Raw genomic sequence first — 24,786 nt, 5'->3', positions numbered from 1 at the left:
GAGAGCATTGGCTCAAGAAGTCTTTTTATCAAATGTTGATTTGAATGAGGCAGTTAAAATATATTTTAATAAGTTATTATGTATTAAAGGCGAAAAGGAAAATGTTGTTACTTGGGAATCTGTAGGAAGAGTTTCATACTCACCAATTTTTGCGAAAATATCTTCGCCTTTTTATAATAGTTCTGCTATGGATGGGATTGCAACTTTAAGTACAAAAACATATGGGGCAACAGATCGGAGTCATATTGAACTACAAGAAGGCATTGATTATTTAGTAGTGGATACTGGGGATCCAATACCTAAAGAATTTGACTGCGTAATAATGGTTGAGGACTTGATAAATTTAGATAAAGGAAAAGTATCCATTTATAAGAGTGCTGCACCTTTTCAAAATATTAGACCAATTGGAGAAGATATTGTTAAAACACAACTTATTATCCCTTCAAATTATATGATTAGACCAGTAGATATAGGGTCTATTATAGCCGGGGGAGTAAATGATATTGATGTTTATAAAAGACCGGTTGTTGGGATAATTCCGACTGGAACTGAGATGGTGGAGCCAGGCGGAGAACTTAAGGTTGGAGACATAATCGAGTTCAACTCAAGAGTGTTTTCTGCTCAGGTTAGTGAATGGGGAGGGATACCCCTAAGATTTGATATAGTAAAAGATGATTATTCACTTATTAAAGAAGCTGTAAAAAAAGCAGTTCAGCAATGTGATATTATACTTATAAATGCAGGATCTTCAGCCGGTAGGGAGGATTTTACTTGTAAAGTAATAGAAGAATTAGGGGAGGTTTGTGTACACGGAATAGCTATAAAGCCTGGTAAACCTGTTATTCTTGGAAGTATAGATGGAAAGCCTGTGGTTGGTATACCGGGATTCCCAGTATCTGCTTATGTCGTAATGGATAATATATGTAAGAAAATAGTCCAAGCTTATATCGGGATAAATAATGAAGAATATACCACTGTTGAGGTTGTACTTACTAGGCGTGTAATGTCAACTTTAAAATATTTAGAATTTGTAAGAGTTAAAATTGGATTTGTTTCTGGAAAGTATATTGCAACACCCATAGGTCGTGGAGCTGGAACGACAATGTCATTAGTAAGGGCAGACGGTATATTAGAAATACCACAAAATATTGAAGGTTATGAGGTAGGAACCGTTGTGAATGTTAAACTTTTAAGAAGTAAGGAAGAAATTAAAAATACTCTTGTGTGTATTGGAAGCCATGACCCAATAGTTGATATAGCTTCGGATCTTTTTCATATAAAAAATGGGAAGTATTTTCTTTCTTCTGCTCACGTTGGAAGTATGGGAGGAATAATGGCATTAATAGGTTCGGAAACCCATATAGCACCTATTCATTTATTGAATATGGAAAATGGTAGTTATAATATTTCTTATCTTAAAAAATATTTACCGAATAAACCTATGGTATTAATTAAAGGTGTTAAAAGAATTCAGGGAATTATAGTTCCTAAAGGGAATCCTTTAAATATTAAATGCTTGCAGGATATAGTTATAAAAGGAAGAAGATTTGTAAATAGGCAAAGAGGGTCAGGTACAAGGCTATTTTTAGATTACAATTTAAAAAAGCTCCATATTAATCCACAAAATATATCTGGGTATGAAAGAGAAGAATTCACCCATATTGCAGTAGCAGCAGTAGTTGCAGCAGGAGATGCAGATTGTGGACTTGGAATTTATTCTGCAGCGAAGCTTTTGGGCCTAGATTTTATAAAACTTGGAGATGAGGATTATGATTTTGCTGTGCCTAAGGAATTTATAGATATGGATATGATAAGGGAATTTATTAAAGTAATTAAAACTGATGAATTTAAAGGTGAACTTGATAAACTTGGAGGCTATGATTATGCGCATATAGGGGAAATAATTGAACTTTAGGAGACAATTTTATGAGAGATAGTTATGGAAGAAACATCAATTATTTAAGGATATCGGTAACGGATAGATGTAATTTAAGATGTACATATTGCATGCCGGAGCAAGGAATTGAGAGTAAGCGTCACATGGATATTTTACGTTTTGAAGAGATTTTAAAAATTGTAAAGGCAGCAGAGAAATTAGGTATTAATAAAGTAAGGTATACTGGCGGGGAACCACTGGTAATGAAAGACTTAGACAAGCTTATATATGAAACCTCAAAATTGCCAGGAATAGATGATATTGCAATAACTACAAATGGTATGTTGCTTTCAGATATGGCAAGTGATCTGAAAAAAGCTGGACTTAAAAGAGTTAATATTAGCCTTGATACCTTAAATGCTGCAAAGTTTAAAAGTATAACAAGAATAGGGAATTTAGAAAAAGTAATGGAAAGTATAGATAAATGTTTAAGTCTTGGGTTAGAGCCGGTAAAAATTAATACGGTATTAATGAGAGGTTTTAATGATATCGAGTTTGAAGATTTTTTAAACTTAACACGTAAAATGCCTATAGAAGTAAGATTTATTGAACTAATGCCCATAGGTGAAGGTATTAAAATTTACGAAAAAAGTAAAATGAGTTTTATGGAGCTTTTAAAAAAACATCCTGAGCTAAAGCAAATAGAAACGCAAAAAAGTAGCACTGCTCAATTGTACAAGCTTAGTGGGGCAAAAGGGAAAATCGGATTTATTAGCCCGGTAAGTTGTAAATTTTGTGATGATTGTAATAAAATAAGACTTACGTCTACAGGTACAATTAAACCATGTCTTCATTCAAAGGAAGAAATAGATCTTAGGCAATACTTAAATAATCAAGATATGCTTACAAATGTATTAAAACAAGCAATTTATAACAAGCCGCTTGAACATCATCTTGCGGAAGAAAAAACTAGTAGAAGCTCAAAGATGATGTATCAGATAGGAGGATAAAGTGATGGAACTTACTCATATAAATGAAGAAGGAAGAGCTAAAATGGTGGATGTATCTGAAAAGTATGACACTGTTCGGGAAGCTATAGCAGTTGGATCGATATCAATGCAGAGAGAAACCTTGGAAAAAATAAAGGATGGGTCTATTTCAAAAGGAGATGTACTAGCTGTAGCTCAGGTAGGGGGAATAATGGGTGCCAAAAGCACTTCGCAAATAATACCAATGTGTCATGCCATAATGATATCCGGCTGTGACATAAGTTTTAATATTGATTTTGAAAACAGTAAAATTGAAATAACTGCAACAACGAAGACGGTAGGAAAGACAGGCATTGAAATGGAAGCACTTACTGCGATATCTGTTGCAGCATTAACTATTTATGACATGTGTAAGGCAATTGATAGGGGGATGGTTATAAATAATATTATGCTTGTGAAAAAAAGTGGTGGAAAATCAGGAATATTCGAAAGGAAGGCGTTATAATGGCAAAGGTTATTGCAGTAAATATAAGTGAAAAAAAAGGTGTTATAAAACACCCTATAGAGAAAGGATTTTTTAAATTTAATCACGGACTTGAGGGAGATGCACACGCAGGTGATTGGCATAGACAGGTTAGTTTTCTTGGTGTTGAGAGCATTGTTAAAATGAAAGCAAAGGGAGCCCTAGGCTTATGCTCAGGAAAGTTCGCTGAAAATATTACTACTGAAGGAATAATTTTGTATGAGCTCCCAGTGGGAACTAAAATTAAAATAGGAAAAGTAGTTTTAGAGGTAACACAGATAGGAAAGGAATGTCATGCAGGATGTGAAATTATGAAGCTGGTTGGCGATTGTATAATGCCTAGAGAAGGCATATTTGCTAAGGTACTTGAGGAAGGTTATATTAAGGCCGGAGATGAGATTGTAGTGGAGGAATAAGTACTATGGGTACATACGTTGAAGTCTTGCACAATAAATCTAATAAAAATGAATTACGAAGAATATTAGAGCAAAGCGAAGAATTTATTTTGAATGCAACACCATTCATGAACAATTTATATAATTTTGTAAAAGGCTATAGTTTTTTTGCATTATTATGCGATGGTGAGGGATGTATATTAAGTATAATTGGAGATCCTGAAATATTATTAGAGGCTTCAAAATTAAAAATCATCATTGGTGCGTATATGGATGATTATAGTATTGGGACTAGGGCAATGAGGCAGGTACTTTCTAAAGGAGTACCTGTTAAGGTTTCTGGCACGGAGCATTCTATCAATGAATATCATAAATGGACATGCTGCTCTGCACCAATTAAGGATGATTTGGGTAACATATTTGGAATTATTAATTTAATTGGATTTACGGAAAATGTTAATATTCATACCCTTGGTATGGTAGTAATAACAGCAAATGCTATTGAAAAAACTATTGAAAATAACAAATATAATTTAATGCTTGAAATTTCAGAGAAACGCCTTAAAGACACTATTGATTCCATATCATCAGGAATTTTGACTTGTGATTTATTTGGTAATATTACAACAATAAATAAGCAAGTTGTTAATATGTTTGGTTATGATGAACAGGAAATGAAAAATATGATGGTATCTGATTTGATTTTTAACTTTCATAAAATAATAGAACGACTTAAAGAAAAGGATACTTTTATAAGTGAGGATATGTATGTAAATACACGTGTAAACAAATTACAATTTACTGTTACGGCACACTCTATTTATAGCTTTGATATGAAGATTAAAGGTATAACACTTCAATTTTGTGAACTAAAAAAGGGCAGGAAGCTTGCTGGTAAAATATTAAGTGGTCAAGCCGTGTATACTTTTGACAAAATAATAGGAGTAAATGAAAAATTCAAGAAACTTATTGAGTATGCTAAAAAAATAGCAGATAGTAAATCTACAATATTGATTACGGGTGAAAGTGGTACAGGCAAGGAAATTTTTGCACAAGCAATTCACAATCACAGTAAACGTAGTGAAGGGCCTTTTATAGCAGTAAACTGTGGTGCAATACCAAGAACACTTATAGAATCTGAACTTTTTGGTTATGAGGGAGGAGCATTTACAGGTGCAAAAAAAGGTGGTAATGTAGGTAAATTTGAAATTGCAAAGGGTGGTACAATTTTTCTGGATGAAATAGGAGAAATGCCGCCTGATATGCAGATAAGGTTGTTAAGAGTAATTGAAGAAGAAGTAATAAATAAAATAGGAAGTTCAAAATTAGTAAATATCGATGTAAGAATTATGGCATCTACAAATAAAGAGTTAAAACATGAGGTGGAAAATGGAAATTTTAGAAAAGATCTTTATTATAGACTAAATGTTCTTCCATTACAATTACCACCACTAAGAGAACGCAAAGAGGATATATCTGAATTAGTAAATTATTATATGAGGAAAATATCTCAAAAACTTAATAAACACAGTGTACACATTTCAGAGGAATATATGAATTACTTAAAAAATTATGATTGGCCGGGAAATATAAGAGAACTGGAAAATGTAATTGAACTTATTGTTAATTCAGAAGTAATTCAAAGAAATTTATGGAATGAAGAATCCAGTGACGAAAAAAAATCAATAGATTTATATAATGGAAATAGCTTAGAGCAGATGGAGATACAACATATAACTGAAGTTATAAATGAAGTTAAAGGTAATATGACCTTAGCCGCAAAAATATTAGATATTGCAAGAAGTTCTCTATATAGAAAAATAGAAAAATATAACATTGCTGTCCGAAAATGAAACACAGTTCTAAAATAAGACAATCTAAAACCCGATAAAGTGTATTAAATTGGGATGGTTAGTAAATTATTTTCAAGATCTATTTTATATAACATTAGAACACTGTAGTATGAACACTTCTAAAAAGAATTTTTTTGCAATATATTGGCATAAAACTTGCTATAAATATAAGCATGTAAAAAAATAAAAGGAGGAGTTTCCATGTACGGTTATAATGGTAAAATATTAAGAATTAATTTAAAAGATAGGACTATTAAAGTTGAGGCACTTGATTTAGAGCTAGCTAAAAAGTTTATAGGTGGTAGAGGGCTTGGAACAAAAATATTTATGGATGAGGTAGATCCTAAGGTTGATCCATTAAGCCCTGAAAATAAACTTATAATTATTACAGGACCATTAACAGGAACACCTGTTCCAACAGGTGGGAGATATATGGTGGTTACAAAATCACCACAATCAGGTACGATTGCTTGTTCAAATTCTGGTGGTTACTGGGGAGCTGAATTCAAAGCTGCAGGCTATGATATGATTATATTTGAGGACAAGGCGGATACACCAGTTTACTTAACAATAATAGATGATAAGGTAGAAATAAAGGATGCAAGCGGTCTTTGGGGAAAGCTTGTTACAGAAACCACAGATATTATAAGAAAAGAAATGCCTGATAAATCAAAAATTATGACTATTGGACCAGCAGGAGAAAGGCTATCTAATATGGCTGCTATAATGAATGATTATGATAGAGCAGCAGCCCGTTCGGGTGTTGGAGCGGTTATGGGTTCAAAAAATCTTAAAGCTATTGCAGTTAAAGGAAGTTCAAAACCTCAAATAGCAGATGCGGCCAAATTAAAAGAGGTTTCAAAAGTTTGGCTTAAGACTATAAAGGCAAATGGAGTTACAGGAGCAGGTCTTCCAACATACGGAACTGCAGTACTTGTAAATATACTAAATGAAAATGGTGTACATCCAGTTAATAATTTTCAAGAGTCTTATACTGAAAAAGCTGATGACATTAGTGGCGAAACAATGACTAAGGATTACTTGGTAAGAAAAAATCCTTGTTTTAGATGCCCAATTGCTTGCGGAAGATGGGTTAAAATTGAGGACATGGGTATAGAGGTTGGTGGACCAGAATATGAAACATTATGGGCTTTTGGTTCGGATTGTGGAGTCTATGATATAGTTGCAACATTTAAGGCAAATTACTGGTGTAATGAATATGGTTTAGATACAATTTCGGTAGGGGCAACTATAGCAGCTGGAATGGAGCTTTATCAAAGGGGATATATTAAAGAGGATGAACTTGAGGGAACTCCATTAGAATTTGGTAATGTACAAGGAATGATTGATTGGACTATAAAAATAGGAAAAGGTGAAGGATTTGGAGCTAAAATGGCGGAAGGTTCATATAGACTTTGTGATTCATATGGCGTAGCCGATCTTTCAATGTCAGTTAAAAAACTTGAAATTCCTGCTTATGATCCAAGAGGTATAATGGGGCAAGGACTTTCATTTGCTACATCCAACAGGGGTGGTTGTCATGTAAGAGGATATATGATATCACCAGAGATACTTGGATTGCCAGAAAAATTGGATAGGTTTGCAATTGATGGAAAGGCTACTTGGACTAAGATTTTCCAAGACTTAACTGCATCTATAGATTCCCTTGGTTTATGTCTGTTTACATCATTTGCTATGGGAGCTCCAGATTATGCCGCTTTGTATAATGCAGTATGTGGAACGGAACACACTGCGGAATCTATACTTGAATCAGGAGATAGAATTTGGAATATTGAAAGACAATTTAATTTGCAAGCTGGAATAGATGCATCTCAAGATACGTTACCAAAAAGATTACTTACAGAACCAATTGTAGACGGTCCATCGAAAGGGAGTGTACACAGATTATCAGAACTCCTTCCACAATATTACAAGGAAAGAGGCTGGGATGAAAAAGGTATTCCAACAGAAAAAAAATTGAAAGAATTAGGATTGTAGTTTTATAAATTTCCAATAAATATAATAAGTTAAACAGTGTTATAAATGTCTAATTGGGAGGTGAAAATGTGAAAGTTACAGTGAAATTATTTGCTACATTTAGAGATGGTAGGGATAAAATTCAAGTTTTTGAACTGGATGAGGGTAAAACTTTAGAAGATGTTATAGCTGAATTAGGAATAGAAAAGTCTGAAATTGCAATTTTACTTGTAAATGGACGAGATGGACAATTTGGCAATCCTTTGGTAGAAGGAGACGTAATAGCACTTTTCCCACCAGTTGGAGGGGGATAATTTTTAAAAGCGAAACTAACAAAGGAATCAGCTTTAATTTAGCTGATTCCTTTGTTAGTTATTACTTAACGACATTCCATCAGAAATTGTTATTATTGCAGCTACCTAGAAGATGATTTAACAGTAATTGTTGGATTATCACCACATAAATCACACTTTGCTAATTTATGTGTACCAATAGTGTCAAAATCTGAGTCTAAAGCATCATAATAGATTATCCTGTTAGACAATGTGTCTCCTGTGTCTAACAAAAACTTTACAACTTCAGCGGCTTGAAGAAAACCCATCACTCCAGGCAAAGGTCCTAAAACGCCTGATTCAGAGCAACTCATAGTACTATTTTGATTTGGAATAACAGGGAAAACACATCGATAACATGGACTTTTATTTGGAACCATAGTCATAATTAACCCATGAAACCTTATAGCAGCAGCATCTACAAGTGGTTTATCTGCTAAAAAACATGAGTCATTTAGCAGATAACGACATTTGAAATTATCAACTCCATCTATAATAATGTCATAATCCTTAATTATATTTATAGCATTACTAGTATTTAGGCCTGTATTGTAAGTTACTATATTAACATTTGGATTAAGATTTTTTATAAAAACTTTTGCTGACGCAACTTTTGGCATACCAATCCTAGAAGTCGTATGAAGTATTTGACGGTTAAGGTTACTTATTTCAACTTTATCATAATCAACAAGGCCAATGGTGCCAATTCCTAAAAGTGACAGTGCATAAGCAACAGGTGAACCTAGTCCACCAACACCTACAATTAATACTTTACTATCTGATAGTTTTTTACTATTATGAGTTTTTTCTAAATTAGCGTGTAATTCATTCTTAGAATTAAAAAAATCGGTAATTGCTAAATTTAAATTCTCATTATCCGGCTTATAAAATTTCATGGATAGAAGATTAAAGCATAAAGGTTTATCTAATACAATTCCTATCTTCAAACAAAGCTTAATGCACTCAACTGTTGTGAGAGCACCAAGAAGACAATTAGAAAGAATGTTACCTTTTTTTTCGTGAGTAGTATTTCCATGGGAATTTAAATCTACAGGTAGAGGATTTATAAGTAAATCGTTAAAATCATCTTGATTGTTAAAAGTTTTTAGAGATCCATTCCAACCACTGTTAATTGCTACAACTGTAGGAATGAATTTACAAAGGCCATGGCTACTAGAAAAACTTATCAAATTATCTTGGAGGCCCATATATTTACTAATTAATATTCTAATTACAAAATCTTCATCGAAAACAGAGCTAATGTGTCCAGGTAATTGATTATCAAAAGTCTCAATAACGACATCTCCATTTAGATCTTTTATGTTTTTATATAATGCATCACATCCACGGTCATCTTTAAAGGAACATGAAATAAAACCTATGCCAGAGGCTGCAAGATAATATATAAGAGAAGATGCCTCTTGTACGGTAGATGCATATAAACAAATTTTTATTTTAGTTATTTTCTTTTGGCCTGGTCCACTTATTTCAGGAATTATTATATGTCTTAAATATCTATTAATTTGTTCTTTAGATAAAATCATTGAAAGCCTCCTACTATGAAATAATTTAAGTGAGAGAAGTTATAATCCCTGGAGTGATAAATAATTTTTTATTGCCTTATGTAATGCATCGGCTGCTATGTTTGAACATAGCATTTTTTCAATAGGCAATCCTCCTAGAGCTTTTGAAACATCTTCATTTTGTATATTTAGGGCATAGTCTAATGTTTTACCAATGGATAGGACTGTAACCATACTGCTTGCAGCAATTGCAGCTCCACATCCAAATGTTCTAAATTTAACGTCAATCAATAAGTTGTCTTTTACTTTTATAAATATTTTTATTTTGTCACCATCTGATGAATTACCTATTTCGCCGATACCATCTGCATCAGGTATTTCTCCAACATTTCTTGGATCAGAAAAATGATCCATAACTATATCATTATACAAAATAAACACCTCACTTTATTATTGTGGTTTTATGGGAGGTTTACCACTAAGTATTAGATTAGCCTCTTCTTTTGTAAGAGTATAGTTAAGGAATTCTTTATAGAAATTAATAGTCTCCTTAATAATATCTAAATTATTAAATTTATCTGGATGTAAAAGTTTTGCAGCCCACTGTATTTGTAATGCTTCTTCAGCGCTGTAACGATCCCACATATAAGCTCCATCAGGATTATGAACTACTTTTGAGTTTTGAACGGCAGTTACTTTTTTCCATACATCAGAATTCATAACACTTTCTGAATTTTTTGTATCTGCTCCAAGAATGATAAAATCTGGATTCCATTTAAGTACTTGTTCCATGGATACCACCTTCATATTGCCTTTGATTTCGCCTGCAGCATTAGTTCCACCTGCTACATTAATCCATGCATCAATAATTGAGTCACCGCCATCAACAGTTAATGGTGAAAGCGAACTTATATGAAGAACCTTTGGTTTCTGATTTTTTGGTATACTTGAAGTTATAGATTTTACCATTTTAAGTTTACTATCTAAATATGAATTATATTTAGTTGATTTTTGTTTACCTTCAGTTCCAAGTATATCACCCGTAAGTTTGAAACAATTTTTTAATTCTTCAAAATTTGTAAAAGCTAATTGCACAACAGGAATACCAGCACTTGCTATTTTGTCTCCATATTTATAGCTTAAAGGCATAAATACAATATCAGGTTTTGTTTTCAAAAGCTCTTCTACATTAACATCTGCAGCAGTAAAAACGGTTTCTGCCCTGTTCATCTGAGGATTTACTTTATATAACCAAGGTCTTCCCTGTGGAGTGAGGACTGTAGCAACAATTTTTCCACCTGAACCTAGCATACTTAATACTTCGTTATGTGCAGGCCATGAGTCACCAATTTTTTGAATGTTTGTTGGTATTTTAACTTTTTCTCCAGACATATCGGTAATTGTTCTTGTCGTGGGTTGTTTTTTTTGTGAAGTTTTCAATGAACTAGCATTATTTTTACATCCAGTGAATGAAATAACGGTTGCAATCACTACTAGTATTGACAAAAACTTTTTATTCGTTTTCATTTGAACATATCCTTTCTATACATAAGATTTTAAATTAATAAGGATATACATGATTTAATAATGGTATGCAGGATTTAATCTTTTCACCATTGCTAGTTTCAGTACATATGATTTTAACATTGACGCCATAGGCGGATTTAAGGTTTTCTTCAGTTATAACTTCATCCATATTTCCAATGATAAATTTATTGTTTTTATTCATAAGTGCTACTTTAGTAGAACATAGGAAAGCATGATCAGGAAAATGTGAAGTCATTATAACTCCGAGGCCTTTTTTTGCAAGATTATTAATTTGTTCTAAAACACGTACCTGATTACCAAAGTCTAGATTGGAGGTAGGCTCATCTAGTATAAGTATTTTAGACTGTTGAGCAAGAGCCCTAGCGATTAAAACCATTTGTCTTTCGCCACCACTGATTTCAGTATATATCTTGTCTTTTAGATAGGATATATTTAAGTCACTAATTGCTGATTCTGCAATTTCCTTATCATTTTTGGATGGGGAAGAAAACATACCTATATGAGCTGTTCTTCCCATTAATACTACATCAAACACACTGAAAGGAAATGGGGGCGTATGAGTCTGAGGAACGTAACTAATCATTTTTGCTAATTGATTTTTGGACCAATTCTTGGTGCTTTTGCCATCTAACAATATCTCTCCACCCTGCAATTTTAAAAATCCTAGTATAGTCTTAAAAAATGTTGTCTTACCTACACCATTTGGTCCAAGTATACATAATATCTCTCCAGATTCAACGCTTGTAGATATATTCTTTACAATGGGTTTTGATCCATATCCACATACTGCATTTTTTATCTCAAGTATCATAACCAAATTCTCCTTCCTTTTAATAATAGATAAATAAAGAATGGTGCTCCAATCAATGATGTTAGAATACCTAATGGTATTTCCACTGGAAACATACTACGAGCTAAATCGTCTACTATTAGAAGAAAAATACTTCCTAACAAGAGAGAAGCAGGCAATAGGGTTTTATAATTAGGACCAACAATCATTCTGGCAAGGTGAGGTATAATAAGTCCAACCCATCCTATCATGCCACTAATTGATACAGCGGCTGCAGTCAGCAGTGATGAACATATGATAACAATAGTTTTCATTTTAGAAGTATCAATGCCAAGAGAGGAAGCCTCTTCATCTCCAAATGAAATCACATTCATTTGCCACCTTAATAAAATTAAAGGTATTATACTTATGATTATAGGGAAAATTATAATTTTTAAATCTTTGAAGGTAACCGAAGATAATCCACCCATTAACCAAAAAGTTATTGCTGGAAGTTGGTTATCTGTATCAGCTACATATTTTATTATTGAAATAAAGGCTGTAAACAGATTTGAAACAACCATGCCAATCAATACTAGTACCACAACTGAATTGTTTCCACGGCTTATAATTTTACCTAACAAATAAGTAAATGTAACTGCTGCTAGTCCAAATGCAAATGATGAAAACTGTATAGCAATAATATTAAATGACAAAAGAATTGCTAAAGCTGAACCAAAGCCAGCACCAGCAGAAGCTCCAAGTATATCGGGAGACACCAGGGGGTTTTTAAACAAACCCTGGTATGCAGCACCAGATATGGAAAGAGAAGCCCCAACCAAAATAGCGGCAATAACCCGTGGCAGTCTTACTTTAAGTAACACAGATTCTACAGCAGCTGGAGATGTTATTGGAAGGTTAAATAGCTTTGAATAAATAATATTAAAAAGTTGGTCGAGAGGGATTGTGTATCTGCCTACAGTTAGTGAAATAAAAAAAACAGCAACAAGGATGATAAAAAGTAAAATAATTATTTGTATTTCATGGGTTTTTTTTATAGGCATAGAAATATTAGGATTTTTGTTTAATACTGTTTCACTTATATCTTTCATTTGAACACCTTCTTTTTTACGTTTTATTTATAATTATAAAGAATTAAATAAATATTTAGTATTATTCAAGGTAATAACATCCATTTATATCCTACACCATAAATGTAAAATGGAAAAGACAAATACTGTATATATGGTATGATTCCTAATTTAAAAATAGAAAGGTACTTTAAAAAAATTTATTTTATGGTATAATGTTAATTGTAAGTTAATATGTGGAGAGATGTCCGAGTGGCCTATGGTACCTGCCTCGAAAACAGGCGAACGTGTAATGCGTTCCGAGGGTTCAAATCCCTCTTTCTCCGCCAAAATGAAGGAATTTAACAGATTATGTTAGAGTCCTTTTTTTTAATATTTACTAAACAGTTTATAGTTTATTAATACTATCGACATTCTAATGACACATAGAATTGTTATTGTTGATACATAGAAAGTAACTAGTAATTGATTTTTTAATTAGAGTCCCCCTTTAATTAAATATATATAACTAGCAATGGACTGGTGTTATTTAGCCAGTCTATTTTATTTTTTGTTTATACAATAATACATTTTAGAGACTACCTTAACAGGTAGTTTTTTGTATGTCTCATATATTTTATAAAAAGAAAATATGATTACTAAAAATTTTAGCAGAGTATTTATGTTAATATTGATATGGAGTATTTAGTGTAATGAATAATTTAGGTAGTATAAATAACAGTTGAAAGGGTCTGAATAAACAATATGAAAATATTAATGAAAAGTGGTTTATCAAAGGAAAACTTTCTAGTAAGAAAAAAATTAAACGAAAATAATATTGAAATTCAGTTACTTAAAGAATTTTATAGCAATAAAATATCATTAATTGAATATTTTAATATGATAGTTAATTCAGAATTAGACGTGAGTATAATCCATACCCCTCTAGTAGAGGGTTAAGATGTAGAAATTGATGACTTTTATGATAAAGTTAAGAAAGATATATTTTTTAAGACATGTGAACTAGCAAATATGGTAGGTATAAAATTCAATAAAAACATAATGGTTATTGTTCATTGTGCAATGAATTTTAATCAAGATATAACTAATTTGAATAAAATTAGACTAATAGATAATGTTTTAGTGGATGCTTTTAATAAATATCCTAACATTTCTATTGCTATAGAAAACATAATTCCTTTAGCTAACAATTACAAAGGATATTATGGAAGAAATGGTTTTTTGAATGATAACTGTATGTATGTTGATTATTTTATAGCTAAATATGGATTTAAAGGTAAAATTGGAACGGTTTTAGATACTTGTCATGCTTTGGTTACTATAAAGTTGTTAGAATATTGTAAAATATCAATAACACTTGATAAGTTTTTTGAATGGAATAATAAAAATGTAATGTTAATTCATTTAGCTAATCTAGGGGATAATGGATACGGCAAAAATAATCATGGAATAGGATTTATTCAAGGAAAAGATTTAGAATTATTAAATGATATAATGTATTTATATAATAAATATGAATATGATTGCCCTATAACCATAGAAGTTTCTGAAAAAGATTATTTGAATCCAGTAAATTATCTTAAAACAAAAGAAAATTTACTTAGTATAATTCCTTTTTAAGTCAAAAATTACTTGATCCATATATTTTGACAATATTTTGACCATGTGTTACATTTAAGATATTCATCGGAGGGTATATAACTATATGCTGGATAAGGTGGTTGCGTAAAATCAACTGTCTTACGCAGCATTTTTTATTTTAGGAGGTTATATATTAATGCAACAACATAATGATTTAACAAATGGAAAGGTTATCCCCACACTATTAAAATTTGCATTTCCGTTTCTATTAGCAAGTTTGCTGCAAGCATTTTATGGTGCAGCAGATTTGCTAGTTGTTGGTCAGTTTGATAATTCTGCCCAAGTTTCTGCGGTGGCAACAGGAAGTCAGATTATGCAGACAATTACAAGTCTTATTCTTGGAATTACCACAGGCGGTACAATTATAATCGGCAACTATTTGGGTGCAAAAAAATACAAGGATATTGCAGAGGCAATTGGAACTATTATTTGTATATTTGTTATAATGGCTGCTTTTTTGACTGTAATTATGGTACTACTAACAGGAACTATTACAAGGTTAATGAATACACCAGCAGAGGCACTTAAATACACAAAACAATATATTCTCATATGTTCTTGTGGTATACCATTTATTATAGGATATAATGCGTTAAGTGGTATTCTACGAGGGTTAGGTAATTCAAAAGCACCATTATATTTTATAACAGTAGCTTGCGTAACTAACATTGCTGTAGATTTAATATTAGTTGGTGTTTTCCATATGGGTGCACCAGGAGCTGCAATTGCTACTATAGCTGCTCAAGCTATAAGTTTCATAATTGGAGTCATGTATATAAAAAAGGTGGGTTTTGTTTTTGAGTTCAATCGCAGCCATATTAGGATTGTATCAGGCAAAGCAAAGAGAGTATTTAAGTTAGGAGTACCGATAGCATTACAGGATGGTTTAATTAATGTTTCTTTTATAATAATTACAGCGGTTATTAATGTAATGGGGCTTACGGCTTCAGCATCTGTAGGCGTTGTAGAAAAAATAATTGTATTTACAATGCTTCCAACTATTGCATTTGCTTCAGCAATTGCAGCAATGACAGCTCAGAACATGGGAGCAGGAAAGCAGGAAAGAGCGAAACAATGTTTGTATATAGGGGTGGGATGTTCATTAATTATAGGAATAATATGTTATGCGTATGCACAAACTAATCCAACTTCGCTAACTGCATTGTTTTCGAGGGATGTTGAGGTCATAAAAACAGCCGCACTATATCTGAAATCATACAGTATTGACTGCATTTTGGTATGTTTTGTATTTTGTATGAACTCGTTTTTCAGTGGTTGTGGCAATTCTTTATTCCCAATGATACATAGTTTAATTGCTACTTTTTTTATGCGTATTCCATTGTCCTTTATTTTAAGTAAAAGAGTAGGTATCACCCTATATGAAATAGGGTTTGCATCTCCTCTTGCAACATTCGTCTCACTTATAATGTGTATAATATACCTGAGGTCTGGGAGATGGAAGAAGAAGCAAATTATTACTTAGAATTCGTAAGTATAGGACATACATAAAACAATGCTGAGAATTAGATAACTTTTATTTCTTACCAAAAACAAAATAACAATCTCGTTTTAGAATAAGCGATATGTAGTAATTTGTAAGAAAATGTGGTAATATGTTACTGAAATATGTAATATTTAATTTACAGTAGTAAAAGTTATTTTTGAAACGAGGATATTTATTATGGGTAGGAGTAGAAGTAGACGAACTACAGTTTTAGGGTATTTTTCAATTGCTTGTTTATCGTTAATTATAATATTATTTAGCATTTATAGTATGAATAAAGTGTGTAGGGAATCTGATTTTATTATTAAAAAAATAATTCCGGCAAAAATATTTTCAACGGAAATTCTAACGTCACTTATTAATCAAGAATCAGGCATTCGGGCTTATATAATTTCAGAAAACAAAGAATTTTTAGAACCCTATTATTTAGGGAATAAACAAGTACAAGGATATTATAATTCCTTAGATAATTTGAAGGATACAGCGCTAGGTGTTGATATTACAAATCAACTTAGCCAACAGATGAAATCTATTCAAAAGTTTTATAAACAACAAATAGAATTGGTTAATGATGGGAAATTAGCGCAGGCAAAACAAAACTTAAATCAAGGCAAAAAGTTAGTTGATAATTTTAAGGTTACTGATAATATACTAATAAGTCAAATTGATTTAGAGGTAAATAGCTCGCGCAATAAGGTCGCAAATACTCAAGTAATTCAGCGATGTTTATTGACCATCTTGGGCTTTGTACTTATTATAGGTAATATTATATTTATTAAGTACATTTCAAATTTTATGTACGAGGAAGTTAAGAAAAAAAATGAAGTGAATAAAGAATTGAATAAATTGCTTATTTCACATGAAGAGTTTATTGCAAATATTTCTCATGAACTTAAAACACCACTAAATGTAATCTTTTCAGCTATACAATTATTTCAAATGTATTGTGATAATGGTTCATTAGATGAGCGCAGAGAAACTATTATTAAATATCTTGACTCAATGAAATTAAATTCATATAGGTTATCTAAACTTATAAATAATATAGTCGATTCATCAAAAATCCAAGCAGGATTCTTCCAATTGAATTTATCAAATAAGAACATTGTTGAGGTTGTAGAAGAAATAGTAATGTCTGTAACTAATATTACGGATATTAAAGGCATACATATTATTTTTGATACCGATACTGAGGAAAAAATTGTTGCATGCGATCCTGAAATGATACAAAGAATATTATTAAATCTTATATCAAATGCAATAAAATTTTCCAATGAAGGTGATGAAATATTTGTGGAGTTTAAGGATAAAGATAAATATTTCCAAATTTCAGTGAAAGATAACGGCATTGGAATTGAAAAAGAAAACTTGAATATGATTTTTGATAGATTTAAACAAGTAGATAAATCATTATCAAGAAATTCAGAAGGTACAGGTATTGGTTTAAGTTTAGTTAAATCGATTGTAGAATTACATGGAGGCATTATATATGCTGAAAGTGAATTTGGAAAAGGAAGTAAATTTATAGTTGAACTTCCAGCTGGGAAGGCGATCAAAGAGAATATGTTATATAGTAGTAACGGAAAAAGTGATAATGAGAATATACGTGTGGAACTTTCAGATGTTTATTTATAACCCAAAAATAAATCTATAAATACAAAATGTACAATGCTTATTTATTAAAAAACTAAGATACAGGGGAAGTATTTGAAATTTTTTGGAGCATTAGAACAAAATGAATGACATAAGGCCCTCAATTGTTAAAGTTTTATTATAAATACAATATACAATGTAGTTTAATTACTATTACAAATGGGGGATTATAAAAATGATAGATATGCAGTATATTAAAGTTAAGTGGATAAGCATTTTTTTGTTTTTATTAGTTGTTTTTAGTGTGGGTGGCTATAAATTTGCAAAAAATTCATCCTTAAATAGTAACTTTAAACGAACACTGGTAAGTACAAAGTTAACAGAGAGTACGGTGATTACATTTCCAGATAAAAACCTGGAAAAAACAATAAGAGAGCATATACAGTCACCTACTGGTGATATTTTAAGGGATGATGTTGATAAGATAACAAACCTTCAAAATACTAAAGGTAAACATATTAAGAATCTTTCAGGGATAGAAAATCTTACTAGTTTAGTTTGTCTAAATTTAAGTAACAACCAAATTAGTAATTTAAAACCTTTGAATGGATTAACAGATTTGACTGATTTGAATTTAGCATCTAATAAAATCAATAACATAGAACCATTGATAGGGCTTATTAAACTGACTCATCTGAATCTGGATACTAACTTGATGCGTAATATAGAACCTTTAAAGAGGCTTACTAAATTGACTGATTTAAGTTTAGCAGCGAACAAAATGAGTAACATAGAGCCTTTAAAGAGACTTACTGAATTGACTAATTTGAATTTGGCTGATAACCAAATGAGTAACATAGAACCTTTAAAAGGACTTGTTAAATTGATTAATTTGAATTTAGCTGTAAATCAAATGAGTAACATAGAATCTTTAAAGGGATTAGCTAACTTAACCGATTTGAATTTAGCTACTAATAAGATGATTGATATACAACCTTTAAAGGAACTTACTAATTTGACTAGTTTGAATTTAGCTGCGAATAATATGAGCGATATAGAACCTTTAAAAGGACTTACTAAATTGACTAGTTTGAATTTAACAGCAAATAAAATGAACGATATAGAGCCTGTGAAGGAATTGACTAAACTGACTGATTTATATTTAGACACTAATAAAATAAAAGATTATTCTGCAGGAAATACTAATTATAAAGATTTAGAAATGCCTGGTGATGTTAATACAGTTATTACTCCTAAACAAAATATAATAAGTGTCAGCAATCAGGTTGAAGATAACACAGTTATTACATTTGCTGATCAAAATTTAGAAATACTAATAAGAAATGCTATACAACTACCTACTGGAGATATTTTAAAGTCTGATGTTGATAAGATAACAAGTTTGCAAGATGCACAAGATAAACATATCACAAATCTTTCAGGGATTGAGAAGTTGACTAATTTGACTTCATTAAATTTAAGTAATAATCAAATTACTAATATAAATCCTTTAAAAGGATTGACTAACCTAACTGATTTAAATGTCAATATGAATCAAATTGATGTTAAAGATATGCAATCACTACAAAATGCCTTGCCTAAATGGGAGAGTAAATAAGAAGAAAGTTTTAATAGAGAGGAAGGTTATCTTATGCCAAGGAAAGAAAAAAATTTATCCCAAAGTGTTGCTGATGATATCCTTGCAATGATTACTATAGATAAAAAGTTTGTTATTGGAGAAAAATTACCAAATGAAAATGAATTATCCAAGCAGTTAGGAGTAAGTAGGACTACACTTCGCGAAAGCATTCGTATTTTAGTAACTCACAATATACTTGAAATTAAGAGAGGCAAAGGAACATATGTGACAAATCATGAGAAACTTAATGGAAATTTTGGATTAGAAGAATTTTCTACAATTAAGATGAATGTTAAAGATTTGTATGAAATGAGATTGATTTTTGAGCCTCAAACTGCTTATTATGCGGCAAAAAGGGCAACTGAAAAAGAGCTAGCAAGGATATTATATTATGGTAGATTAGAGGAAGAGAAAATTTTAAATAAGCTAGACCGTACCGAGACTGAGCAAGCTTTTCATAAATCCATTGCAAAGGCAACGCATAATGAGTTTATGAATAAGTTAATGCCGATACTTTACAAGGCAATTGATAAGGGCGTCATTTTATCCTATGAAAATGAAATGATAATTTGCGATACGCTAAGTGATCATCATATGATTATGGAGTTTTTAGAGGCCAGGGACGCGGAAGGTGCAAAAACAGCAATGAAACTTCATATTTTACGCGCTATGAGGGGACTTGGAATAAGTAATGAATAAAACAAATGTCAGTTCTTTATTGTATAAGAGTTGGCATTTATTTTTTTATAAAAGTATATTACATCATTGACAACAGACATCATACAACATACAATAAAAACATACAACTAGAGACTATAATTTATAAAGGTGGTAATGTTATGAGAAGTGATGTAGTAACAAAGGGAACAAGCAGAGCACCTCAACGCGCACTATTTAATGCTTTAGGTTTTACAAAAGAAGAAATGGAAAGGCCTCTTATAGGTATCGTTAGTTCAAAAAATGATATTGTACCAGGTCATATGAATTTAGATAAAATTGTAGAGGCTGTGAAAATTGGTATAGCAATGAAAGGTGGTACTCCAATAGTTTTCCCTGCAATTGCAGTATGTGATGGAATTGCAATGGGTCATCAAGGTATGAAGTATTCACTAGCTACAAGAGATTTAATTGCTGATTCAACAGAGGCAATGGCTATGGCTCATGCTTTTGATGCACTAGTAATGGTGCCAAATTGTGATAAAAATGTACCAGGACTTTTAATGGCAGCAGCAAGAGTTAATGTGCCAACTATTTTTGTAAGTGGTGGACCTATGCTTGCAGGTAAAATTGATGGATGTAAAACAAGTTTTTCAAGCATATCTGAGGCGGTTGGTGAGTTTAATGTTGGTAAAATTACTGAGGAAAAGTTAGAAGAATTTGAGAATAAGTGTTGTCCAACCTGTGGTTCTTGTTCTGGTATGTATACTGCAAATAGTATGAATTGTTTAACTGAAGTTCTTGGAATGGGACTTGGTGGAAATGGAACTATCCCAGCGGTTTATTCTGAGCGAATTAGGCTTGCAAAACACGCTGGAATGAAAATTATGGAACTGCTGGGCAAAAATATAAGGCCGAGAGATATTATGACAGAAGGTGCATTTAAAAATGCTCTAACTATGGATATGGCACTTGGATGTAGTACAAATAGCATGCTTCATCTGCCAGCAATTGCTCATGAAGTAGGTATAGATTTAAATGTTGATATGGCTAATGATATTAGCGATAAGACGCCTAATCTTTGTCACCTTGCCCCAGCAGGACATACATATGTTGAGGATTTAAATGAGGCAGGTGGAGTTTATGCTGTTATGAATGAGATAAATAAATTAAATTTACTAAATACGAATTTGATAACATGTACAGGTAAAACTGTTGCAGAAAATATTAAAGGATGTGTAATAAAAGATACGCAGGTTATTCGTACAATTACAAATCCTTATAGTGCTACTGGTGGAATTGCTGTACTTAAAGGTAACCTTGCTCCAGATTCATGTGTTGTAAAACGGTCTGCAGTATCAACTGAAATGTTAAAACATGAAGGACCAGCAAGAGTCTTTGATTGTGAAGAGGATGCATTAAGTGCTATCAATTCAGATAAGATTATTCCTGGAGATGTTATTGTAATTCGATATGAAGGTCCTAAGGGTGGACCTGGTATGAGAGAGATGCTTAATCCAACATCTGCAATTATGGGACGAGGGCTCGGCAATAGCGTAGCTCTTATAACGGATGGACGATTTAGTGGTGCAACTAGGGGAGCCGCAATTGGACACGTTTCTCCAGAAGCTGCAGTTGGCGGAAATATTGCTCTAATTCATGAGGGTGATATTATATCAATAGATATTAATGCTAATTCAATTAATTTTAAAGTAACTGACGAAGAGCTTAAAATAAGAAGAATAAACTGGAAACCAAGAAAACCCAGTATTACAACGGGTTATCTTGCTAGGTATGCTGCGTTAGTGTCATCAGGGAATAAAGGTGCTATATTAGAAATTCCTAAATTTTAAATTTGTATTAAATTAAAAATTTGTATTAAATTAAAAATTATAAATATAATAGCTTATATCTTAATATTAAGATGTAGGCTATTATATTTATATTATTGTCTTTCATATCTATATAATATATAATTATAGTTGCTTAAGCGTATAAAAAGAAAATAATTAAGCTAAGTTTTAATTTTATTAGAATAAGTTTTTGTTTGAGAGGAGAGTAATATGAAAATAGATCAATCTAAAGAAAAAGGTGAATTGAAAGAAAAAAAGACTAATATGTTATTGGCTTCATTTATGATTTTTGTTTTTCCAATAATAATTGTGATTTTTGGAGTAGTTTTAGGGCAACATATAGGAAAATTTATTGGAGCTCCTATTCAAATTTCTAGAGTTTGCGGAGGAATTATTGGGTTTATATTTGCAATTGTAATGATTAAATTGTTTGATAAATCAGCTGTTATGGATGATAAAGAAGAAAAAATTTATTGGGAAGATTTGTAGACATTAATATAATAAGCTTTTTAATTATTTGATATTTTAAATTAATCGGAGGGGGTGCTAACGATGATTGGGAAAAGGCTAAGGTTCGGAGATACTATTGGACTAATTTCCCCTGCAAGTCCTGAAAATATAAAAGCAATAAAAAAGGCAATATTATTGCTGAAAAATCTAGGTTTTAATGTATTAGAAGGGAAACATTTATATGATAAATGGGGTTATCTTGCTGGCAAAGACAAAGACAGAGCATCCGATGTTATGGAAATGTTTAAAGATAAAGAAGTAGACATGATACTTTGCGTTAGGGGTGGGTATGGCTCAAGTAGAATACTGCCATATTTGGATTATGATATAATAAAGAAAAATCCGAAGATATTTGCAGGTTTTAGCGATATAACAGTTTTTCTAAATATTTTTTATGAGAAATGTGGCTTAACAACCTTTCATAGTCCAATGGGTACTTCTAATTTAGAAGATGTGGTCACATTAAAAAGCTTTATGTTTACATTTATGGAAGGGAATAAACTATATACTATTAAAAATCCAGATGAGTTTAAGACAGTATGCATAAATCCGGGTATAGTTGAGGGTAATCTTATAGGTGGTAATTTGGGATTAATATGTAATTCACTTGGGACTCCCTATGAAATTGATATGAAAGATAAAATACTTTTTATAGAAGAAGTTAGTGAGGCACCTTATAGAGTTGATAGAATACTAACACAACTACTATTATCAAAAAAACTTCAACAATGTAAGGGAATTATTTTGGGCCAATTTAAAGATTGCGATTTACCTCATTATGAAAGAAGTCTTACACTAGAAGAAGTTCTTGAGGATAGATTATACAATTTAGACATGCCTATGTTTTCAGGATTTTGTTCAGGTCATGATTACCCTAAACTTACAGTTCCGATTGGAGCCAGGGTAAGGATGAATGCGAAGAGTGGAATTATAAATGTGTTGGATGCTGTGGTAGAATAATTTGAAAGCTTGTAAAATTTAAATTTTACAAGCTTTCATTATGTTAAAATATATTTTTATTTTATTACTCTTTTACCTATTACAAAGTTCTCTTTGTAATATCCAGTTAATTCAGATATTTTTACAACATCGCCTGGTTTGGGACAATGTATAAATTTATTGTTTCCAATATAGATTCCAACATGAGATACTTCGCTAGGTGAAGAAGTATTTGTTGTAAAGAAAACTAAATCGCCATTTTCGAGATTATCTATATTAATAGGTGTACCTTCATTTATCTGATCCATACTTGTTCTAGGTAAAGTTATACCATAGTGTTTATAAACATAAAGAACAAGTCCTGAACAATCGAAGCCACCACCTATGTATTTACCAGTAGTGCTTAATGTTGCAGGACTTGTACCGCCCCATAAGTACGGCGTACCCAAAAATGTATTAGCATAAGATACTATATTATTTCCAGTTGTGGCTGTAGTAGATTGTTGACCATTTGGTATGTAATCCGCACTGCTTGATGCTTCATTAATTACACTTACATATTTTTTATATATGTACCCCCATTGATTAGAATACTTAATTTTGTAGAAATTATTTTGAGTTTCATATATATCTATCTTTTGATTTGGTTTTAATGAACCTATAATAGTTGAATTACTATCTAAGGAAGCTGTTTTTCTTACATTTAAAAAATCAGATGCTGTAATATTTCCAACACCAGTAGGTTTAGCTGCAGTGGTCACAATAGGTGTTGCAGCAGGTGTAGGGGTACTTGTACTACTTGTAACCTTTACATATAATGTACTTATATAACTTGTTTTTCCATTATAATTTATCTTATAAAACCCATTTAAGGTACCCAATATTGTAACTTTACTTGAGAGTGCAAGAGATCCAGTCACGGGATAAGTGGAACCAGCTCCAGATCGTACATTTAATATTGTCGCTGTTGTTTGACCATATTTTTTTGTGGAAACAGGAGTGCTTTTTACTAGATTTACATATGAGCTACCTATGTAACCAGTTTTTCCACCATGATTTATTATATAAAAATCTCCAGATTTTCCGAGAGTAGTTATTTTTTCGTTTTTTAAAAGATAACCTGTAATGTTAGACAAAAGTGAAGGTTTTTGTCTAATGCGTAATGATGCTGTATTTACAACACCGGTGTCGGCAATTGCAATTTGGGAACTTGCTATAGACAATAGCATTACTATAAAAACTATTCTTTTTTTCATTTGTTTGCCTCCAATAGTTCATTTAATAGTTCTATTTCACTTTAATACGAAGCATGAGATAGTTAAGTTTATATATTCACCACCTTTATTTTGAGTCTTATTTAATCATAACTCAAAAAATCCCATGGGAAATATTATGAAGTCGCATATAAATATTATAGCACTTATAGTATAAAGATTGTTATTATTACAAAAAAAAATGTCACTATTTTATATGTAACATGATATATACTAGTATTGAAAAGGCATTAAGTGCAACTAAGAAACAAATATTTCTTGCAGATACTCCACTTCAAGCTACAAGGAGAAGCAACTATA

22 protein-coding genes and 1 tRNA gene are annotated in these 24,786 nt (G+C 31.6%); 17 read left to right on the top strand and 6 right to left on the bottom strand.

Annotation, left to right across the window (positions count from 1 at the left end):
• Positions 1-7: 7 nt before the first annotated feature.
• From KPL37_RS11620 to KPL37_RS11590, 7 genes are all read left to right on the top strand, one after another.
• Positions 8-1,915 carry a molybdopterin biosynthesis protein gene (locus KPL37_RS11620; protein ID WP_216149502.1) on the top strand — a complete coding sequence of 636 codons (1,908 nt, stop codon included), beginning with the start codon at positions 8-10 and terminating at the stop codon, positions 1,913-1,915.
• 11 nt (positions 1,916-1,926) lie between these two features.
• Positions 1,927-2,886, top strand: coding sequence for a GTP 3',8-cyclase MoaA (gene moaA, locus KPL37_RS11615; protein WP_216149500.1), 960 nt, complete (start codon positions 1,927-1,929; stop codon positions 2,884-2,886).
• A 4-nt stretch (positions 2,887-2,890) separates the two neighbouring features.
• Positions 2,891-3,370: a cyclic pyranopterin monophosphate synthase MoaC gene (gene moaC / locus KPL37_RS11610; protein ID WP_246578249.1), complete on the top strand. Its 480-nt coding sequence runs from the start codon at positions 2,891-2,893 to the stop codon at positions 3,368-3,370.
• Positions 3,370-3,804 (top strand): MOSC domain-containing protein, encoded by a 435-nt coding sequence (locus tag KPL37_RS11605; protein WP_216149496.1) that lies wholly within the window; start codon positions 3,370-3,372, stop codon positions 3,802-3,804. The genes moaC and KPL37_RS11605 overlap by 1 nt, the downstream gene beginning before the upstream one ends.
• 5 nt (positions 3,805-3,809) lie before the next feature.
• Entirely contained in the window at positions 3,810-5,636 is a 1,827-nt protein-coding gene (locus KPL37_RS11600; RefSeq protein ID WP_216149494.1) for a sigma 54-interacting transcriptional regulator, read from the top strand.
• Positions 5,637-5,837: 201 nt separating this feature from the next.
• Entirely contained in the window at positions 5,838-7,634 is a 1,797-nt protein-coding gene (locus KPL37_RS11595; protein ID WP_216149492.1) for an aldehyde ferredoxin oxidoreductase family protein, read from the top strand.
• Positions 7,635-7,702: 68 nt separating this feature from the next.
• Positions 7,703-7,927, top strand: a complete 225-nt coding sequence (locus KPL37_RS11590; RefSeq protein ID WP_216149490.1) for a MoaD/ThiS family protein — start codon at positions 7,703-7,705, stop codon at positions 7,925-7,927.
• 101 nt (positions 7,928-8,028) lie between these two features.
• On the opposite strand, the gene KPL37_RS11585 is transcribed toward KPL37_RS11590, so the two are convergent.
• Genes KPL37_RS11585 through KPL37_RS11565 form a run of 5 tightly spaced genes read right to left on the bottom strand, consistent with a single transcriptional unit; the run spans position 8,029 to position 12,897 of the window.
• Complete coding sequence (locus tag KPL37_RS11585) at positions 8,029-9,489, bottom strand: ThiF family adenylyltransferase (RefSeq protein ID WP_216149488.1); 1,461 nt, start codon at positions 9,487-9,489, stop codon at positions 8,029-8,031.
• Positions 9,490-9,528: 39 nt separating this feature from the next.
• Complete coding sequence (locus tag KPL37_RS11580; RefSeq protein ID WP_216149486.1) at positions 9,529-9,900, bottom strand: iron-sulfur cluster assembly scaffold protein; 372 nt, start codon at positions 9,898-9,900, stop codon at positions 9,529-9,531.
• A gap of 18 nt (positions 9,901-9,918) precedes the next feature.
• Positions 9,919-10,995: an ABC transporter substrate-binding protein gene (locus KPL37_RS11575; RefSeq protein ID WP_216149484.1), complete on the bottom strand. Its 1,077-nt coding sequence runs from the start codon at positions 10,993-10,995 to the stop codon at positions 9,919-9,921.
• Positions 10,996-11,029: 34 nt separating this feature from the next.
• Positions 11,030-11,827, bottom strand: coding sequence for an ABC transporter ATP-binding protein (locus tag KPL37_RS11570; protein WP_216149482.1), 798 nt, complete (start codon positions 11,825-11,827; stop codon positions 11,030-11,032).
• Positions 11,824-12,897, bottom strand: a complete 1,074-nt coding sequence (locus tag KPL37_RS11565) for a FecCD family ABC transporter permease (protein WP_216149480.1) — start codon at positions 12,895-12,897, stop codon at positions 11,824-11,826. The genes KPL37_RS11570 and KPL37_RS11565 overlap by 4 nt, the downstream gene beginning before the upstream one ends.
• Before the next feature lie 217 nt (positions 12,898-13,114).
• Here KPL37_RS11565 and KPL37_RS11560 point away from each other — a divergent pair.
• From KPL37_RS11560 to KPL37_RS11515, 10 genes are all read left to right on the top strand, one after another.
• Positions 13,115-13,205, top strand: a tRNA-Ser gene (locus KPL37_RS11560).
• Between the two features lie 415 nt (positions 13,206-13,620).
• Positions 13,621-13,815, top strand: a complete 195-nt coding sequence (locus tag KPL37_RS11555) for a hypothetical protein (RefSeq protein WP_216149478.1) — start codon at positions 13,621-13,623, stop codon at positions 13,813-13,815.
• Between the two features lie 72 nt (positions 13,816-13,887).
• Positions 13,888-14,496, top strand: coding sequence for a hypothetical protein (locus KPL37_RS11550; RefSeq protein WP_216149476.1), 609 nt, complete (start codon positions 13,888-13,890; stop codon positions 14,494-14,496).
• A gap of 157 nt (positions 14,497-14,653) precedes the next feature.
• Positions 14,654-16,000, top strand: coding sequence for an MATE family efflux transporter (locus KPL37_RS11545; RefSeq protein ID WP_216149474.1), 1,347 nt, complete (start codon positions 14,654-14,656; stop codon positions 15,998-16,000).
• A gap of 198 nt (positions 16,001-16,198) precedes the next feature.
• Positions 16,199-17,656, top strand: a complete 1,458-nt coding sequence (locus KPL37_RS11540) for an ATP-binding protein (protein ID WP_246578247.1) — start codon at positions 16,199-16,201, stop codon at positions 17,654-17,656.
• Positions 17,657-17,849: 193 nt separating this feature from the next.
• A complete protein-coding gene (locus KPL37_RS11535; protein ID WP_216149472.1) occupies positions 17,850-19,232 on the top strand; it encodes a leucine-rich repeat domain-containing protein in 1,383 nt (460 codons plus the stop codon).
• A gap of 33 nt (positions 19,233-19,265) precedes the next feature.
• On the top strand, positions 19,266-19,952 hold the full coding sequence (locus KPL37_RS11530; RefSeq protein WP_216149470.1) for a FadR/GntR family transcriptional regulator: 687 nt from the start codon (positions 19,266-19,268) through the stop codon (positions 19,950-19,952).
• A 140-nt stretch (positions 19,953-20,092) separates the two neighbouring features.
• Positions 20,093-21,763, top strand: coding sequence for a dihydroxy-acid dehydratase (ilvD, locus tag KPL37_RS11525; RefSeq protein ID WP_216149468.1), 1,671 nt, complete (start codon positions 20,093-20,095; stop codon positions 21,761-21,763).
• 210 nt (positions 21,764-21,973) lie between these two features.
• The gene (locus KPL37_RS11520; RefSeq protein WP_216149466.1) at positions 21,974-22,252 is read left to right on the top strand and encodes a SoxR reducing system RseC family protein; all 279 of its coding nucleotides are present in this window, start codon (positions 21,974-21,976) and stop codon (positions 22,250-22,252) included.
• 63 nt (positions 22,253-22,315) lie between these two features.
• A complete protein-coding gene (locus KPL37_RS11515; RefSeq protein ID WP_216149464.1) occupies positions 22,316-23,233 on the top strand; it encodes a S66 peptidase family protein in 918 nt (305 codons plus the stop codon).
• A gap of 56 nt (positions 23,234-23,289) precedes the next feature.
• Here KPL37_RS11515 and KPL37_RS11510 read toward each other — a convergent pair whose 3' ends face one another.
• A complete protein-coding gene (locus KPL37_RS11510; protein WP_216149462.1) occupies positions 23,290-24,468 on the bottom strand; it encodes a C40 family peptidase in 1,179 nt (392 codons plus the stop codon).
• Positions 24,469-24,786: the final 318 nt, after the last annotated feature.

It is taken from the genome of Clostridium frigoris (assembly GCF_018861865.1).
Lineage (GTDB): Bacteria > Bacillota > Clostridia > Clostridiales > Clostridiaceae > Clostridium_AD > Clostridium_AD frigoris.
Note: the sequence above shows the minus strand (reverse complement) of the source record. Positions and strands in the feature narration are given on the sequence as shown.